The 17,245-nt window shown below is 41.4% G+C and carries 17 protein-coding genes and 1 pseudogene; 8 read left to right on the forward strand and 10 right to left on the reverse strand.

The window, feature by feature from the left end:
* Window positions 1-123 precede the first annotated feature (123 nt).
* The 4 genes from IJJ71_RS13715 to IJJ71_RS13730 are packed head-to-tail and all read right to left on the reverse strand — an operon-like array spanning window position 124 to window position 2,605.
* On the reverse strand, window positions 124-594 hold the full coding sequence (locus tag IJJ71_RS13715) for a hypothetical protein (RefSeq protein WP_296847815.1): 471 nt from the start codon (window positions 592-594) through the stop codon (window positions 124-126).
* Window positions 584-1,036, reverse strand: coding sequence for a hypothetical protein (locus IJJ71_RS13720; RefSeq protein ID WP_296847817.1), 453 nt, complete (start codon window positions 1,034-1,036; stop codon window positions 584-586). The genes IJJ71_RS13715 and IJJ71_RS13720 overlap by 11 nt, the downstream gene beginning before the upstream one ends.
* A gap of 5 nt (window positions 1,037-1,041) precedes the next feature.
* Complete coding sequence (locus IJJ71_RS13725; RefSeq protein WP_296847819.1) at window positions 1,042-1,803, reverse strand: DUF2971 domain-containing protein; 762 nt, start codon at window positions 1,801-1,803, stop codon at window positions 1,042-1,044.
* A gap of 40 nt (window positions 1,804-1,843) precedes the next feature.
* The gene (locus IJJ71_RS13730; RefSeq protein WP_296847821.1) at window positions 1,844-2,605 is read right to left on the reverse strand and encodes a hypothetical protein; all 762 of its coding nucleotides are present in this window, start codon (window positions 2,603-2,605) and stop codon (window positions 1,844-1,846) included.
* Window positions 2,606-2,787: 182 nt separating this feature from the next.
* On the opposite strand from IJJ71_RS13730, the gene IJJ71_RS13735 reads away from it, so the two are divergent.
* The 7 genes and pseudogenes from IJJ71_RS13735 to IJJ71_RS13765 all read left to right on the forward strand — a co-directional run bounded on the left by IJJ71_RS13735 (window position 2,788) and on the right by IJJ71_RS13765 (window position 10,240).
* Window positions 2,788-3,072 carry a helix-turn-helix domain-containing protein gene (locus tag IJJ71_RS13735; protein WP_296847844.1) on the forward strand — a complete coding sequence of 95 codons (285 nt, stop codon included), beginning with the start codon at window positions 2,788-2,790 and terminating at the stop codon, window positions 3,070-3,072.
* A 45-nt stretch (window positions 3,073-3,117) separates the two neighbouring features.
* A complete protein-coding gene (argA, locus tag IJJ71_RS13740) occupies window positions 3,118-4,458 on the forward strand; it encodes an amino-acid N-acetyltransferase (protein ID WP_296847822.1) in 1,341 nt (446 codons plus the stop codon).
* A gap of 94 nt (window positions 4,459-4,552) precedes the next feature.
* Window positions 4,553-5,470 (forward strand): ABC transporter permease, encoded by a 918-nt coding sequence (locus IJJ71_RS13745; RefSeq protein WP_296847824.1) that lies wholly within the window; start codon window positions 4,553-4,555, stop codon window positions 5,468-5,470.
* A gap of 10 nt (window positions 5,471-5,480) precedes the next feature.
* Window positions 5,481-6,533 carry an ABC transporter permease gene (locus IJJ71_RS13750; RefSeq protein WP_296847826.1) on the forward strand — a complete coding sequence of 351 codons (1,053 nt, stop codon included), beginning with the start codon at window positions 5,481-5,483 and terminating at the stop codon, window positions 6,531-6,533.
* Window positions 6,534-6,542: 9 nt separating this feature from the next.
* On the forward strand, window positions 6,543-7,607 hold the full coding sequence (locus tag IJJ71_RS13755; RefSeq protein WP_296847828.1) for an ABC transporter ATP-binding protein: 1,065 nt from the start codon (window positions 6,543-6,545) through the stop codon (window positions 7,605-7,607).
* The gene (locus IJJ71_RS13760) at window positions 7,607-8,593 is read left to right on the forward strand and encodes an ABC transporter ATP-binding protein (protein ID WP_296847830.1); all 987 of its coding nucleotides are present in this window, start codon (window positions 7,607-7,609) and stop codon (window positions 8,591-8,593) included. The genes IJJ71_RS13755 and IJJ71_RS13760 overlap by 1 nt, the downstream gene beginning before the upstream one ends.
* Before the next feature lie 214 nt (window positions 8,594-8,807).
* A pseudogene (locus tag IJJ71_RS13765) lies at window positions 8,808-10,240 on the forward strand (peptide ABC transporter substrate-binding protein).
* A gap of 163 nt (window positions 10,241-10,403) precedes the next feature.
* On the opposite strand, the gene IJJ71_RS13770 reads toward IJJ71_RS13765, so the two are convergent.
* The 4 genes from IJJ71_RS13770 to IJJ71_RS13785 all read right to left on the reverse strand — a co-directional run bounded on the left by IJJ71_RS13770 (window position 10,404) and on the right by IJJ71_RS13785 (window position 14,653).
* Window positions 10,404-11,324: a DUF2156 domain-containing protein gene (locus IJJ71_RS13770; RefSeq protein WP_296847832.1), complete on the reverse strand. Its 921-nt coding sequence runs from the start codon at window positions 11,322-11,324 to the stop codon at window positions 10,404-10,406.
* Window positions 11,325-11,423: 99 nt separating this feature from the next.
* A complete protein-coding gene (locus tag IJJ71_RS13775) occupies window positions 11,424-12,599 on the reverse strand; it encodes an iron-containing alcohol dehydrogenase (protein ID WP_296847834.1) in 1,176 nt (391 codons plus the stop codon).
* A 115-nt stretch (window positions 12,600-12,714) separates the two neighbouring features.
* Window positions 12,715-13,278, reverse strand: a complete 564-nt coding sequence (locus tag IJJ71_RS13780; protein WP_296847836.1) for a BUD32 family EKC/KEOPS complex subunit — start codon at window positions 13,276-13,278, stop codon at window positions 12,715-12,717.
* A gap of 37 nt (window positions 13,279-13,315) precedes the next feature.
* Window positions 13,316-14,653, reverse strand: a complete 1,338-nt coding sequence (locus tag IJJ71_RS13785; RefSeq protein ID WP_296847838.1) for an MATE family efflux transporter — start codon at window positions 14,651-14,653, stop codon at window positions 13,316-13,318.
* A gap of 89 nt (window positions 14,654-14,742) precedes the next feature.
* Between IJJ71_RS13785 and IJJ71_RS13790 the strand changes: the two genes are divergently transcribed.
* Window positions 14,743-15,645, forward strand: a complete 903-nt coding sequence (locus tag IJJ71_RS13790; RefSeq protein ID WP_296847839.1) for an AraC family transcriptional regulator — start codon at window positions 14,743-14,745, stop codon at window positions 15,643-15,645.
* A gap of 16 nt (window positions 15,646-15,661) precedes the next feature.
* Here IJJ71_RS13790 and pdxT read toward each other — a convergent pair whose 3' ends face one another.
* Window positions 15,662-16,231 carry a pyridoxal 5'-phosphate synthase glutaminase subunit PdxT gene (gene pdxT, locus IJJ71_RS13795; protein WP_296847841.1) on the reverse strand — a complete coding sequence of 190 codons (570 nt, stop codon included), beginning with the start codon at window positions 16,229-16,231 and terminating at the stop codon, window positions 15,662-15,664.
* On the reverse strand, window positions 16,232-17,107 hold the full coding sequence (gene pdxS / locus IJJ71_RS13800) for a pyridoxal 5'-phosphate synthase lyase subunit PdxS (protein WP_296847842.1): 876 nt from the start codon (window positions 17,105-17,107) through the stop codon (window positions 16,232-16,234).
* Between the last annotated feature and the right edge of the window lie 138 nt (window positions 17,108-17,245).

Raw genomic sequence — 17,245 nt, forward strand, 5'->3', positions numbered from 1 at the left:
AGTAACATGATTTAAGCCCATACTTATGGTTCTCCTTTGTTAATTTTGGTTTTTGTGGTGAAAAACATATTAACAAATTTCCATTTGTATGGGTGTTTTTATTTTTACTATTTCAAGTTCATTTTACAATCTTCCATTTTTATTATTATGAACTTCGTCACCTGCACTAATAAGATTCCAAGCTCCTACAAATTGTTTTCTTGCGAATTCTGCTGCAAGAGTCTTTACTTGAGAGTCTTTTATAATATCGTTATAAATCTCTGTATGATTTTCTCGTAGATTAGTATATTTTATTGCATGATTGTATACGAGAACTTTGAAATCTCCCGCTTTTTCATACTCTCCTTCCATTTCGAGAAGTTTGGCATAATAATAACATTGCACGGCTTTGCTGCCTGATGATAAATCCGACAAGTCATCTGCGTTTTTTATAACACCTGACTGAAATTTCTTATACGCTTTATCGTATTTTCCTGCTTCGTAAAGTTTTACTGCAGCTTCATCTGGTTCATCCATACTTCCTGCAGCCAAGAAGCCAAAGCCCGCTAGCAAAACTATTGTCAAAAAGTGTTTTGTAAAATTCTTAAGATTCATAAGAATTCCTCCATATAAAATATTTGTATATTAAAATTCCCAAAATCACGGAAATTAATAAAACCAAAATATCAAGATAATCAAATGTTCCAGAAATCCACCGAAATAATTGGAGTATTTCAAATAAAATATTTGCAGAAGAAAAAAGAACCGTATAAAACAAAAATGATTTTTTTGACTCTCGCCAAATTTCACCGAACAGAATAATTGCTGACAAAGACCATAATCCATTCGGAATTGAAAAAATAAGAAAGGATAAAAATTCAGAGTCGTTTTTAAATTCCTTTTGGCGAAACAGGTTTTCTGCACCTATGAATTTTAGCCAAGAAAACATTTGCAATGTATGAAGGCGGAAATTCAAATAAATCATGCCCCCTGCAAAGAGTAACAAAACACTGAGAATTATGAAAAATAATCGTTTGCAGTCCTGTTTTTCTATCATAAGATTCAATCCATTTTTAGAGTTTGACGATATACATTATTTTCAAACTTCGGAACCAGCCCCCCGCCTTTGCTTAAATTCAAAAAGATTTTCTTGCATGTGTCGCAATCATAAATGGGTGACGGATATATCTTTAATGAAGCTAAGATTTCTTCAGAAATTGAAATATCTTTTATTTTATCTGTGAGTCTTTCCGTGGTACAAGGTATTCTAAGACGTAATTCGTTTTCATATTTCCATGCGGTATCTTTTAAAAATCCTGAATGTTTTTTTATGTCAAAATCGCTTATATTGGCCGTATGTGAACCAACTCGAACTTTCAGATTTTTGGGATTTTCATAGTTCTCGATTATATTTGCATATGCTACGGAATGAGGAATTATCTTTTTGTTTTCTACAAGAAGGCGCTGTAAGTTTTCTTTCGAGAAATAAATTTTTACTCCGATTTTAGTTGGATCATCGGTTTTGGAATTGTTGAGTTTTCCATACATAGCCCACATTCCAAAATTTTCAAAAATATCCTCTTTTCCTTTTGAAAGGCAAAAGAAAAAATCTTTATTATCGCAGAATAATTCTCTTTCAAAAGAATCATTCATCGCTGACATACGAGAAAACCTCAATGTCTTATTCTTGAAAATCTGATAAAGCGCTTCTAGCGAAGTGTAATGATATGCCGAAGAAAATCCATAATAAGGATATTTTAGGTACTCTATTAGAGAATCTGTATCCTTTATATCTTCAAGAGTTTTCCGTATTTTTTGTTCCATAGGGGTTACCTAAAATATCCGATATAAGTTTATAATCAAATTAATTATTCCAATCGTAGTAATAATAAATAGCTGGTGGATTCCTATTATTCATCTTGTCTGAGAGGTTAAACCCAATTTTTTCTGCATCTTTCATAATCTCAAAACAAGTTTCCTTAGTTGTATTCTGTATTATCTTCGTGAGAATTTTTCTAAGTTCCTGTTCGGAATTTTCTCCATTCTGATATTGCCTAAAATATATACAAATTGCTTCTGTATTTTCTCCTTCCGAACATGAAAATCCAACAGATTTTTCACCAAATTTTATTTCAACCATATGGCCATTTTCTGCAATAAATTTAATGTTATTGGCAATTTTTGTTGGTATATCAGTCAAATTTAATGAAGTCGTTTTATAAGCTTTGGTTTTCTGAGGTGGAATTTTCATTATACTCTGCACCCAATAGTTATGAGAGTTTATAGAGCTATAACCGCTAGTATCAGCGTTGCATTTTTCCTCAATATTATCTGGAGTTAAACTCAAACTGATCATATCATTGTAAAGTTTTTCGGCCTGTTCCTTTTCTGAGATATCATAGAGAATTGCTGTAAACTTTGTTGTAATTTGTTTCCAAGAAGGATACCCATCGGTTTTTTCAGTTGCAATAACTGCATAAAAGCTGACATCATTTTCTTTATACTCATCAAAAAAATAAGCGTAGGTATAAAGATTATTTGTCCCATAAGACCCAAGTGAAGTTCTGTGAGCAAATAAATTGACAGAAATCAGTAACGATAAAAGCGTCAATATAATTTTTTTCATTTTTCTATTCTCCTTATATTGTAAATAATCCACATATCTTAAATTCAAATGGATTATTATCTACATTATACGCTCTTTTTGCAGTTAATCAACCACAAAATTAAGAATTTGTTGGTAAAAATCCATACTCTGTAAATATGGGATTTTGGGATAATGTTTTAGCCGAATTGGATTATCTTGGAATGTCAAACAGGACTTTGGCAAAAAAAGCAGGATTTGACCCTTCGAATATTGGGCGTGGAATCAGATTAAAGAGCAGTCCCTCTGTTGAAACCGCCGTAAAAATTGCAGAGGTCTTGAATGTTTCGGTTGAATATCTAATATATGGAAAAGATTTTCAAAATGCTAAAAAACAAAATATGCTTCAGAAATACGCTTCAACGCTCGAAAAATTGGAATCAATTCCTGAAAAATCCCGCAATTCCATTCTTTCGCTAATTGAAAATGTAAGCGCAGATTGCAAGTAACTATCCTTTCTATGCAAAAATCTTGCGCTGTGTTACAATTTCTGCATGACAACTTCCCCAATCCTTGAAAAAGCCGAGCGAATCCGTGATGTCATTCGCTACATTAAACGATTCAAAAACGCGACTGTCGTGATTTATCTTGACGACGACATCATTGATTCGCCGCTCTTTGTGAGCCATATCCGTGACATTGCTCTGATTCATCAGGCGGGGCTGCGGGTAATTCTGGTTCCGGGCGCACGAAGGAAGATTGACGAATATCTTTCCAAAAACGGAATTTCCTGGACTTACGAAAACGGAATCCGAATTACGCCGGTTGAGGCTATGCCTTTGATTAAAAATGCGGCCTTTGATGCGGCAAATGTGGTCATGACAAGTCTTGCAGGCGAGAATCTTACAGCAGTAATCGGGAACTGGGTTCGTGCTCGCGGGAAAGGCGTTCTTAGCGGCGTGGATTTTGCTACGGCGGGCGAAATTGACAAACTCGACGACAACACTATCGAGACAATCCTTAACAACGGCTTCATTCCGATTTTCCCCTGTATCGGCTGGAGTTTGAACGGAAAGCCTTACAACATTTCTTCGGCACAGCTTGCTTCCCAGATTGCCACTCACTTGCAGGCTGACAAGCTATTTTTCCTTTTACCAGATGCTGAACTTTCGGCAAAGAATTTTACGATTCCAAAAGACTTGGGACTTTCGCCAGAAGGTTGTGTTCCTGCGATGAATATTGAGGAACTGGATGAATTTCTGGAACTGAACAAAAATCAAACTAACGATAGTGAGCAAAAAATTATTTCCATGCTAGAACTTGCGAAAAAATCCGTACAATCTGGCGTTACTCGTGTCCATATTTTGAATGGCTCAATTGAAGGAACCTTGCCATGCGAAATTTTCAGTGATTTGGGTTCCGGCACGATGATTTACAAGTCAAATTACGGCAAATTCCGTGCTATGCGCCGCGAAGATATTTCTGCTGTACTTTCACTTATACGACCGTTCGTTAGTAAAGAAATTCTTCTTCCTCGCTCAGAGCAGCAGATGGAAGCTGAATACAACGACTTTATTGTTTACGAGCTGGATGGAGCTGTCCGAGCCTGTGCCGCGCTTCACATTTACGACCGTTCTCAGGCCGAAATCGCCGCTCTTGCCGTGGATGAAACTTGCGCCCATATCGGAATCGGGCCGAAAATGATTGAATATCTGATTGAAAAAGCAAAAACTGTCTCAATCGAAAGCGTTTTCATCCTTACCACGCAGACTGCCGACTGGTTTGAAAAACAGGGCTTTGTGGCTGATTCAATCGACACGCTTCCGGAACGCCGCCGAAAAATATGGAATCCAAAACGCGGCTCAAAATTATTCAGATTAAATTTAAAAAAATAATTTAAGATTCGAGTTTGGCCACTGTATATTTTAAATATACTTTATGGTATGATAGTATCTCTATCATTAAATTTTTTATCTGAGGTATTAAAAAATGTTGAAATATGCGATAAAGCGCATAATTACCGCTGTTATCACAGCCTATCTGGTAGCAACGCTGACTTTTTTCATTATGAATTTAGTTCCTGGCGGCCCATTCCTGGCTGAAAAAGCTGTCACTCCGCAGGCACAGGCTGCAATGGAAGCAAAATACGGTCTTGATAAACCGCTCAGCACGCAGTATGTCACTTATATCAGCGGACTTGCAAAAGGGGATTTAGGACTTTCCCTCAAAAAACGAGGCCGAACAGTCAGCCAGATTATCGCTACGAAATTCCCTGTGTCGGCAAGGCTCGGTGCAATCGCAATGATTGTCGCTGTCTGCTGTGGCGTTCCGTTTGGAGCCGTAGCAGCCTTCAAGCGAGGAAAAACCATCGATAATATCCTTGTCATCATGTCCACAGCCGGAATCGCAATCCCTAGCTTCCTTTCTTCAACCCTTCTTATGTATATTTTCACAACAAAGCTTAAACTTCTTCCATCGCTCGGACTTAATTCTCCGCTGAGTTATATCATGCCGGTAATAGCATTGGCTCTTTACCCTACTTTCTACATCGCACGGCTCATGCGCTCGTCAATGCTCGATGTCATGGGTCAGGATTATATGAGAACAGCCCGCGCAAAGGGTGTCAGCATCTTCAAATCAATTTTTAAGCACGCCCTGCGAAATGCAATTCTTCCAGTCGTAACTTACCTGGGACCACTTTTGGCTTCCCTTATGACAGGAAGTTTTATCATCGAAAAGATTTTTAATATTCCAGGCCTCGGCTCGGAATTCGTCGGAGCAATCACAAGCCGTGACTATCCGATGATTATGGGAACTACGATTTTCCTTGCGTTCTTCATCATTTTTATGAATGTTCTTGTTGATATAGCTTACGCAATCGTTGACCCGCGAATCAAATTAAAGTAGGAAGTGAAAAATGAGTATATCTGAAGCAAAAAATCCGCTCAGTTTGCAGATAAAAGTCGATGACTTTGTTCCTGCGACAACCGAAGAAAAAGAATCCCTCATCATAATGCGAGAATCCGTCAGTTTCTGGAAAGACGGAATTCGTCGTTTCAAAAAAAATAAAATCGCAATGGCGGCACTTTCAATCGTTCTTTTTATCCTGTTTTTGTGCTTTATTGTGCCTGCATTTTACCCTTACAAATACGCCGATCAGGTAAAAGGCTCTGAACGACTGGCTCCAATGCAATATTCCAAAACAGAGATGCAGAGAATCGCTGCCGGGGAACATATTTTCCCGCACATTCTTGGAACTGACGCAAACGGCCGCGACTACGCAATCCGTGTTATGGTCGGTGGAAGAGTCTCAATGGCTGTCGGTATCGTGGCATCCATCTTGATTCTTATAATTGGTTCAATTTATGGAGCTGTAGCAGGCTACTTCGGAGGCATCATCGACCTGATTATGATGCGTGTAGTCGATATTATCTACACGGTTCCGGATGTCCTTATCATCATTCTTCTTGCGGCAACCCTCAAATTCCCTCTTGAAACGCTCGCAAAAGTGTCCGGGTTCGGATGGATTCAAAAACTCGGCCCGAATATGGTCAGTATGTTCATCGTATTCGCGCTTTTGTACTGGGTCGGAATGGCTCGAATCGTGCGAAGCCAGATTATGATTTTGAAGCAGAACGAATATGTAACTGCGGCAAGGGCTTTGGGCGCAAAAAAACGCAGAATCATCGGAAAGCACCTTATCACAAACTGTATCGGAACACTTATCGTAACAACAACATTGCAGATTCCTTCTTCGATTTTCACGGAATCGTTCCTTTCATTCCTCGGTCTTGGCGTTCAGGCTCCAATGCCATCACTCGGCTCTCTTGCTTCGGCAGCACTCAACGGCTTCCAGACTTTCCCAGAAAAATTGTTCGCTCCGGCGGCACTTATATTCATCATCATTTTGAGTTTCAACCTTTTGGGCGACGGACTCCGGGATGCTTTTGACCCGAAATTGAAGTCGTAGGAGATGAAAATGGCAGAAAAAACAAAAACAGAATATCTTGTAGACATACAGCACGAAAAACTTTCATTTTTCACTCCGGCAGGTGAAGTCCGGGCATTAAACGATGTCACTTTGCACATAAGCGAAGGTGAAGTTCTCGGAATCGTAGGTGAAAGTGGCAGCGGAAAAAGCGTAACGGCATATTCCATCATGGGGCTTACTGCAGAAAACGGCAGAATCATGGACGGAAGCGTAACATTCAACGGGCACCGAATCGACAAGATGAGCGAAAAAGAACTCCGAAAAATCCGCGGAAAAGAAGTAAGCATCATCTTCCAGGATCCGATGACTTCGCTAAACCCGGTCTGGACAATCGGAAATCAGATTGAAGAGGCTATAAAACTCCACACAGACAAGAAAGGCGCACAGGTCAAAGAGCGCGCAAAAGAACTTCTGACTCTGGTAGGAATCAACGAGCCGGAAAAACGACTCAAACAATACCCGCACGAGCTTTCAGGCGGAATGAGGCAGCGCGTAATGATAGCGATTGCCCTTGCCTGCGAACCAAAGCTTTTGATTGCGGATGAACCGACAACCGCGCTCGATGTGACGATTCAGGCACAGATTCTTGAGCTTATGCAGGAACTTAAAAAGAAGCTCGGCATGGGAATCATCATGATTACGCACGATTTGGGCGTAGTCGCAAGCATGTGTGACCATATCGCCGTAATGTACGCTGGAGAAATCATCGAATACGGCACAACAGACGATATTTTCTACAATCCACAGCATGAATACACACGAGGACTTTTGCGTTCAATCCCGAAATTTCACGAAAAAGATTATTCAAAGCTCGTTCCAATTGAAGGACAGCCAGTTGATTTGCTTAACCGCCCGAAAGGATGCTGTTTTGCACCAAGATGCTCAAACTGCATGAAAATCTGTCTGGAACAGCCGCCGGTACGCAATGAATATGAATCACTCGGCGGAGCAACGATAGGCGAAAATTTCCACTACGGAAGATGCTGGCTCGAACAAAAAGCAGCCCTGTTAGGAAGCGCAAACGCAACAATCACCGCAGAAGGAGACAAGTAATGAGCGAAAACACAAATCTTCTTGAAGTTCAGCATCTAAAGCAATATTTCCCGGTTGCAGGAACCAAAAAAATCGTCCATGCGGTCGACGATGTAAGCTTCTTCATTAAAAAAGGCGAAACTTTCGGACTTGTAGGAGAATCTGGCTGCGGCAAAACAACAACCGGCCGTGCAATTTTGCGGCTCAATGAACCAACTGCCGGAAAAATCATTTTTGATGGCGAGACAATTTTTGACAGCGAGAATAACTTCAAGGCTGATATGAGGCCTTTCCGTCGAAAGATGCAGATTGTTTTTCAGGATCCTTACGCTTCCCTTGACCCACGAATGACTGTAGGCGACATCGTAGGTGAAGCCCTGGACATTCATAAACTTTATTCGACAAAAGCCGAGAGACGAGAAAAAATCATTTCACTTCTCGCAACTGTCGGACTTAACTCTGAGCACGCAAACCGCTATCCGCATGAATTTTCTGGCGGACAACGACAGCGAATCGGAATTGCCCGTGCACTTGCAGTAAAACCGCAGTTCATTGTTTGTGATGAGCCGGTTTCCGCACTCGACGTTTCAATTCAGGCTCAGGTCGTAAATATGTTCGAGGACTTACAGCAAGAAATGGGATTAACATATCTTTTTATTGCACACGACCTATCGGTAGTTAATCATATATCAAACAGAATCGGTGTAATGTACCTCGGCCACCTGGTCGAAATGGCTGAAAGTGACGAAATCATCTTCCATTCAGCTCATCCTTACACCCGTTCATTGATTTCAGCAGTTCCAATCGCAGACCCAAGAACAGCAAGAGCAAACAAGCGAATCATTCTTGAAGGCGATGTTCCTTCTCCTGTGAATCCGCCTTCAGGATGCCCGTTCAGAACCCGCTGTCCTTATGCCGATTCAGTTTGTGCTGAACAAAAACCGGAATTCAAGGAAATTACCAGCGGACACTATTGTGCCTGCCATCACCTTGATAAATTAAATTAGTATTCTTTTTAAAAGTCACCTGAGAAAAGGCGACGAGGAGATAATAATGAAGAAACTGGCATTGTTGGTTTCTGCTTTTGCGTTGGCTGGACTTCTTATGTCTTGCAACGAAAAGAAATCTGTCACAGAAGACGGCACTGTAGTCCATGTACAGGTCGGTCCTTCACCAGAAACTATCGACCCTGCACTCAACAGCACGGTTGATGGCGCAAATATGATTCTTCATGCTTTTGAAGGATTGCTTAAATTTGACCGCGACAACAGTGTTATCGCAGGTTGTGCAGAAAAATGGGAACAGTCTTCTGACGGTCTCACATGGACTTTCCACTTGCGCGACAACCTCAAATGGTCGGACGGAACTCCACTCACAGCGGAGGATTTCGTTTATTCATGGCGTCGAGTTGCTGACCCGACAACAGCAGCACCTTACGGCTACGATTTGCTCAATATGGTCGTAGGTTTCGACAAGGCTTCTGCAGGCGATATTGAGGCTCTTGGCGTTTCTGCTCCAAATGCAAAAACTTTCGTCGTAAATCTTGTTTCACCATCGCAGCATTCGCAGTTCTTGTTCCTGTTCAGAAAGCAACAATTGAAAAATCAGGAGACGCATGGGCAACAAATCCGGCAAGCTATGTTTGTGACGGTCCATACTACATGGAAGAATTCACTGACGGCGCACAAATCGTCTTCAAAAAGAACCCGAATTACTGGGATGTAGAAAACATCACATTCGATAAAATCGTATGGCACCTTATTGAAGATCCGAACACTTCTTACACAGCTTACAATCAGGGCGAAATTCAGCTTATCAAAGATGTTCCAACAGAAGAAATTCCAAGCCTTAGCGGCAACAGCGAGTTCTATATTGAACCATTGATGGGAACTTATTATGTAACATTCAACACTAAGAAAGCTCCGTTCAATGATCCGAAAGTCCGAGAGGCCCTCTCACTTGCAATCGACCGAAAACATGTAGCTTCTACAATCATGCAGGGAACTTACTCACCGGCAAAGAACTTCGTTGGTCCAGGCGTTTCTGACATGGCACCAGGCTCATCTTTCGAGAAATTCACAACAAAAAAATACGGCGACCACTTCAATATCGAGAACTATGAAGAAGATTTGTTCCGTGCAAAAGGATTGCTCGCTGCAGCTGGTTATCCAAACGGACAGGGATTCCCGGCATTTGAATACCTCACAAATGATGCTGGCTACCACAAGGCAGTCGCAGAATACTTGCAGGCAGCCTGGGCAAAACTCGGAATCACAATGACCGTAAACATTCAGGAATGGAAGACAGTATCTGCAAACCGCCGTGCAGGAAACTTTGATGTAGCACGAAACGGCTGGGTTTACGACTGGGATGACCCATCAAACATGATTAACCTTCTTGAAACAAATAACGGCAACAACGACGGTAAATATTCTTCTTCAGAATTCGACAAGCTCGTCAAACTTGCACGCAAAACAACAAATCTTGCTGAGCACTATGATTACCTGCACCTTGCAGAACAGGTTTTGCTCAAAGATGCAGCAATGGCTCCAGTTGCTTACTACAACGAGTTCTGGCTCCAGAAATCAAACCTCAAAGGCACATGGCATTCACCATACGGCTACTGGTATTTGATGTACGGAAAATTTGAGTAATATTCAATTCAGGCTCTAGTCTGTAAAAAGATTTGATAAATTAAAATGCCCTACCGCTCGGAAGTTTCTGAACAGTAGGGCATTTTTTTGCGATTAGGAAATGTTGTGCGTATGTGTAAGGATTGTGTGCTGTGCGGGGAGGGGGCTAACTAACGATAGTACATTATATACCAAAGCAGAATTTTTCGAGAACCATTTCCGGGTAATAAGACAATTTTGCTTTCCGAAGTCCTTCGATTCCCAAATCTTCTTCACGGTTAATGAATTCTGTCTGAACTGTTTTCGCAAATTCCTTGTTTATCACGGCATAACCGCCATCGCGAGCATAAGGCGAAATGCACTTCTCAAAATGAATGTCCGTGATTTTTTGGCTCAAAAGGCTTGCGAAACAGAACGCAACAGGCTGCCCTTCAATAAACAGAAGTCCGCCACTTGCACCACATGTCTTAGAAAAGAAGTCAAAATTTTCAAGCACGGAAAAGATTATTTTCTTCTCAAATTCCAAATCTGAAAGGGTTCCGTTTTCCGAAGCAAACTCAGAATTTTCTGCAAACCATTTTTCTTCAACTTCTTTGGCGGCATCAAGATTTTGTAAAGTCAGCGGCTCAAATGAAAAATCAGGATATTTGCTTTCAAACTGATGGATATGATTCCTTTTGCGGCTGTATTTTTTTCCGGTAAGATTTGCAAGCTTTTCCGTCAGATAAATATAATCACCGGATTCAGGAGTCGGCGTAAACTTTACATCCGGGAAAATTCCACAGAGGATTTCTTTTTCTTCGAGCGTCACATTATGAAAAATCAGCGGAGAATTTAAGGATTTTGCTTCGTCAGAAAGAACGGCAATCATGTCCGAAAGCTTTGAAGAATCGCCCTCGATATTGTGAGGAAAACTGAAGCAATATTTTCCTGCGCTCTCATATCTTTCCAAAACCCAGCCGTCTTTGAAATCAATCTGGGAATGAAATTTCTCCTCGTACAAAAAAGAATTCACAGCACCATAATTGTTCGCAAAGAAACCATTATTTACAGCGGATTTTTGGAGAATTTCCAGTTCTGGAAGGGAAAGTGTATGCCAATTCATAAGATTTTAATCTTACTAAGTTTTTCAAAATTGGTCGAGCAACAGGAATCTAAAGATGGCTGCATTTGAGGCTGCCCTGAAAGAACAGCCCCGTTTAGCCTACACCATCATTTGATAGATTTTAGTGCAGTCGTCTTCGTTAAGCGTTACGAATCCGGTGATTGAGCCCGGTCGTCCGTCTCCCCGGCAGAGGACTTCAACCAGTTTTGGAATATCCTCTTCTTTTGCTCCAAGCTCACTGAAATTCTTCGGCATTCCGATTGAAACAAGGAATGACTGCAAGGCATTGATTCCTTCAAGGGCCGTAATTTCCGGATGCTCAAAATCCATCTGGCAGCCCCAGACCCGGCTTGCAACCTGGGCAAAGCGCATTACGTTATGATTCATGACATATTTGAAGACAGCCGGCATTGTTACCGCAAGACCTGCACCGTGGGCGCAGTCGTACAGGGCAGAAAGTTCATGCTCGATATTGTGGCTGTTCCAGTCCTGGCTTCGGCCGACACCGCAAGAATTGTTGTGGGCCATCATTCCAGCCCACATGATGTTGGCGCGGGCCTCGTAGTTGTTTGGATCAGCGATTACGCGCGGTCCTTCATGCTTCATTGTAAGCAAAAGGGCTTCAATCAGGCGGTCAGTGACTTCAACTTCCTTTGTATTTGTAAGGTAGCGCTCGTAAAGATGAGCCATAATGTCTGTGATTCCTGCCGCAGTCTGATGTGGTGGCAGAGTCTGAGTGAGTGCCGGATTCAAGATGCTGAATTTCGGGCGGATTGCGTTTCCGCTTGCACCGCGCTTGAACATTCCTTCTTCTTTTGTGATTACAGAGTCCGGACTTCCTTCGCTTCCGGCTGCCGCAATTGTGAGGACGGTTCCGATCGGGAGGGCTTTTTCAATCGGCTTTCCGCTGTAAAAATCCCAGAAATCACCGTCGTAAACAACGCCTGCCGCAATGGCTTTTGCTGAGTCAATCGTACTTCCGCCGCCGACAGCGAGGATAAAATCAACCTTCTCTTTTTTGCAAAGCTCGATTCCTTCGTAAACGAGGCCGCTTCTAGGATTTGGCTTTACGCCGCCAAGCTCCACAAAAGGAATTCCTTCCTTTTTCAAAGAAGATTCAACCCTGCCCAAAAGTCCTGATTTTTTTGCGCTGTTTCCGCCAAAGTGAATCAAGACCTTGCTTCCGCCAAATTTCTTTACATATTCTCCAGTCTGATTTTCAGATTCCTTTCCAAAAACAAAAAATGTCGGTGAATAAAATGTAAAATTTTCCATAAAAACTCCTGTTTTAGATATTTTTTTTGCAATTCTAACGAACGGAGCACAAGCTATAAGTTTTTGCAAAATTGACTCTAAAAGGATAAAACAGGTTTTGAGAAAAAGCAAATTTTTATGAAGGAAGTTCTGCCGGATTTGTCCAGTATTTTAATCCCCAGTTCTCGAAATTCCATTCTTCCATGTAATCGTTACATTCATAATCGATGTAAAAAATCTCTTCCGTGCCAGAATCTACATTCTTTTGAACGACGAAATTTGTTGGAAAATAATCAATGTTAAGTCCGGCCTCTTTTGCCTTTTCTGCCATCTGACGAACCTGACTCAGATATTCTTCCTTCATTTCGCCATTCTTTACCAGGTCAAAAATCGTTTCTCCGTCGATGAATTCCTTTACGATTCTTTCGTTCTTAAGATCAATGTCCAGCATTTTGGGGATTCTGATTCCGGCATTACACAGGCGTTTGTAGTCTTTCTGCTCAGATTCGATTTTGTTTCCGAAAGTGTAATAGCTGCAAGGCTCATGATGAATCTGCTTCAGGACAACTTTTTCAGCTCCCGAACAATCCGCCTTTTCTGCAAGATAGGAATATCCGCCCTTTCCATGTCCAAGCAGCTTGATGATTTTATATTCATTCTGATTCACAAAAAGACTTTTGATTTTATCCATATTTTCCATGACTGACTTTCCTGCCTCAAGGATAATGAATTTTACCCTAGACCGCTACATTTTTCATCCAGCGCCTGCTTTTTAAGAGCCAAATGCTGATTCCGACACGGACAAATTCTTCAAGCGAAAGGAAAAAGTATACCCACCATATTGGAAGTTTGAAAAAATACGCCGAAACAAATCCAAGAGGAACTCCCACTCCCCAAGTTCCGATTATGTTTACAGCCGTCATGAATTTTGTCTGCCCGCCTGATTGCAAAACTCCGCCACCGATGACCATGTTGAAAACTTTTGCTGTAAAAACAAAGGCAAACGCCGCAAGAATTTTTATCGTAACAGCCCTCGTCTCTGGAGCAACATTGAAGAGCTTCACATAAAATGGTGAAAGAACGCATACAATTACTCCAATTATGATTCCAGCCGTAACCGTAAGACGAACAAAATCTATTGCCTGAGACCAGGCTTTTTTGTCATCATTCGCACCAAGAGAGTTTCCCACGATGATTCCAGAAGCCGCCGAAACACCGCACAGCGCACCGATTGCAATTCCCTGAATCGGGTACATTAATGTCATTGCGGCACAAGGTTCTGTTCCCAAATGACCGTAAATCACTGCATACATATTTTCACCGAGAGACCACAAAAATTCTCCCACAAGAATAGGAGCCAGAATCACAGCCGCATTTTTAACGAATTCTGTTGAAAAACTAACGGTCGGATGTAAGAACAAATTCTGTCTTTTCTTTTCACGAGCAAATAATACGACAACAATCAACATTTCAACGATATGCGAAATAACAGTCGCAATCGCAGCACCAGATTCTTCCATCCTCGGAATCGGGCCAAATCCAAAAATCAAAAGCCAGTTAAGCAATGTGTTCGTTATGATTGCAACAACGCCTGCCACCGCTGGAAGTTTTGCACGATTCATATTTCTGAGCAAAGTCGAAACAAACATTGTAAGTATTTCCGGGAAATACCCGACAGCCCGCCACCTGAGATAAACGGCTGCCTTTGAAATCGTCTCCACATCATCAGCGTAAAAGGCCATAATCTGGATGGGTGCAAAAAGCGAAGCGAGCGTAAATCCCACGACGAAAATCAGAGAAAAATATAGAGGCAGATAAAAACTGTCTCTCACGCCCCTTTCATTTTTCGCGCCAACATACTGCGAAATCAATATTCCCGCAGCCGCAACAATTGCCGATACCGTAACCGAAAAAAGCGAAGTGAATTTTCCAGCAAGCCCGATTCCTGCAATACACGCACTTCCGAGCGAACCAATCATAATCTGATCAATCAACGAGAGCGATGAGTGCATAAGAGTCTGAACCGTAATCGGCAGAGCAATATCAGTTAATTTCTTCTTGAATTCTTTATCCATATATTGGCATAATACAATCAGATTTATGTAAAATCTTGCAAAATAATAGCGATTTTATAACACAAAACTATTATACTCCGAGAAATTCGATGAAAAATCTAAGAGAATCACGAGAATCGCTCCACGAAAAAACATCTCACGGAAAAAAGACTTTCCCTTATATCGTCTATCACGCACGCATTCCAGAATGGCTTTTATGCTTTCCCCTTCACTGGCACGATGAATTTGAACTTATTCTAGTTGCTTTCGGACAGGGAATTTTTACGGTGAACGGACGAAAATATCTTTGCGAAAAAGATGACATAATTCTGATTCCAAGCGGAGCAATTCATTCAATGGAACAACACCAGGATGATAATGTGGAATATTTCAACATCCTGTTTTCATTTTCCCTGCTCGAAGAAAATCCTGATTCTCATTGCAGCCGTCAATTTTTCTCACGGATTTCAGAAAATGTAATTCTTAAAGAATATCACTTAAAAAAAGACACGCCTTTGAATTCTCAAATTCTTCCGCTTGTAAAAGATTTAGTTGCTCACCGCGCACAAAAATATTCCGGCTATGAACTGATGATAAAAGCCCGACTTTTTGAAATTCTCCATATAATCATAAATCAAAATCTGAACGAAGATAGAAATAAAAATCATAATGAGCGCGAAAGAATTAACACAGACCGCCTCAAAAAAATCCTTTCGTATACGGCTGAGCATTTTTCTGAACGGATTACGATTGAAGATGCCGCATCTGTTTGCTCCGTTTCGCCAAGCCGTTTCATGAGCATTTTCCGTGCCCAGACGGGAATGAGCTATATCCAGTATCTGAATGACTACCGATTGGAAGCCTCGACGGAACTTCTTACATCAACCTCATTCTCAGTGACAGAAATCGCAATCAAAAATGGGTTTGAAAACATTTCATATTTCATCCGTGCATTCAGAAAAAAATTTGGCTGCACGCCGCTGGAATATCGAAGCACAGCCAAATCAAAGTAAACTAACAAACGGTAATCTATTTTATCATTTTTAGAAATATCTCGTGAATCCGGGAATCCTCGCCAACTTCCGGGTGGAAAGCAAGTGCAATCTGATTCTTGTATCGGACTGCAACAATCTTTTGCCCAACCTCAGCCAGAACTTCAACTTCATCACTTTCAGTTTTTTCGACATAAGGAGCGCGGATAAAAGTCATTTCAAACTTACCGAGACCTTTAAAATCGTTCTCACTTACGAAACTTCCAAGCTGGCGGCCGTAAGCATTTCTTTTGACTGTCACAGGAAGAGTTCCCAAATGTACAGTTGAATCATCGGCTATATGACTGGCAAGAAGAATCATTCCAGCACAAGTTGCAAGAACCGGAGTTCCCTTTTCAATCAAGGACTTTATAGAATCAAACATATCAAGCTCACGAAGAAGTTTTCCTTGAACGGTACTTTCCCCTCCAGGCAGCACAAGGGCATCCAAAGAATTTTCCGTGATGTCCGATTTTTTACGAAGCTCGATACATTCGGCGCCAAGACGCTCTAGCATTTTTTCATGCTCGATAAAAGCTCCCTGAACCGCAAGAACACCAATCTTCATTTACTGACCTCTGGCTTCCATAATCAACTTAATTTCGCTCTCGTTGATTCCGACCATAGCCTCACCCAGATCCTCGGAAAGCTCGGCAATCAATTTTGCATCACGGAAATTCGTAACAGCCTTAACAATTGCCTGAGCTCTCTTTTCTGGATTTCCAGACTTGAAAATTCCTGAACCAACGAAAACACCTTCCGCACCCAGCTGCATCATTAAAGCCGCATCAGCCGGGGTCGCAACGCCACCGGCCGCAAAATTAACGACAGGTAGTTTTTTATTCTTGTGAACGAACTCAACCAGTTCATACGGAACCTGCAAAGCCTTTGCTGCCTCAAAAAGCTCGTCCTCACGCATTGAACTGAGCCTTGCAATCTCACTGTTCATTTTTCTCATGTGACGAACAGCCTGAACAACATCACCAGTTCCAGGTTCTCCCTTAGTTCTGATCATCGAAGCTCCTTCATTGATTCTTCGCAGAGCCTCTCCCAAATCACGCGCACCGCACACAAACGGAACTTTGAATTCTCTCTTATTGATATGATAAAGATCATCAGCCGGTGAAAGAACTTCCGACTCATCAATATAATCAATTTCAATTGCCTCAAGAATCTGAGCCTCAACAAAGTGTCCGATACGACATTTTGCCATAACAGGAATCGAAACCGCATCCTGGATTCCTTTAATCATCTTTGGGTCGCTCATTCGCGAAACACCGCCAGCCGCACGAATATCAGCCGGAATTCTTTCCAAAGCCATAACGGCACAGGCACCAGCTTTTTCCGCAATAACTGCCTGCTCTGGTGTTGTGACATCCATAATTACGCCGCCCTTCAGCATCTGAGCCAGACCTTTGTTCAATTCATATTGTTTGTTTTCCATAGTTCCCCCTGAACGAAAAATAAGCAAGTTTTGAAATCCAAAATGGACTTTTGAAACTTGATAAAATATGATATAAATTAGCTGGTATTATAAAAATATTCAAATTGATAAAATTTTATATGCCAGATTAAACTGAGG

This window comes from Treponema sp. (assembly GCF_017430385.1).
GTDB lineage: Bacteria > Spirochaetota > Spirochaetia > Treponematales > Treponemataceae > Treponema_D.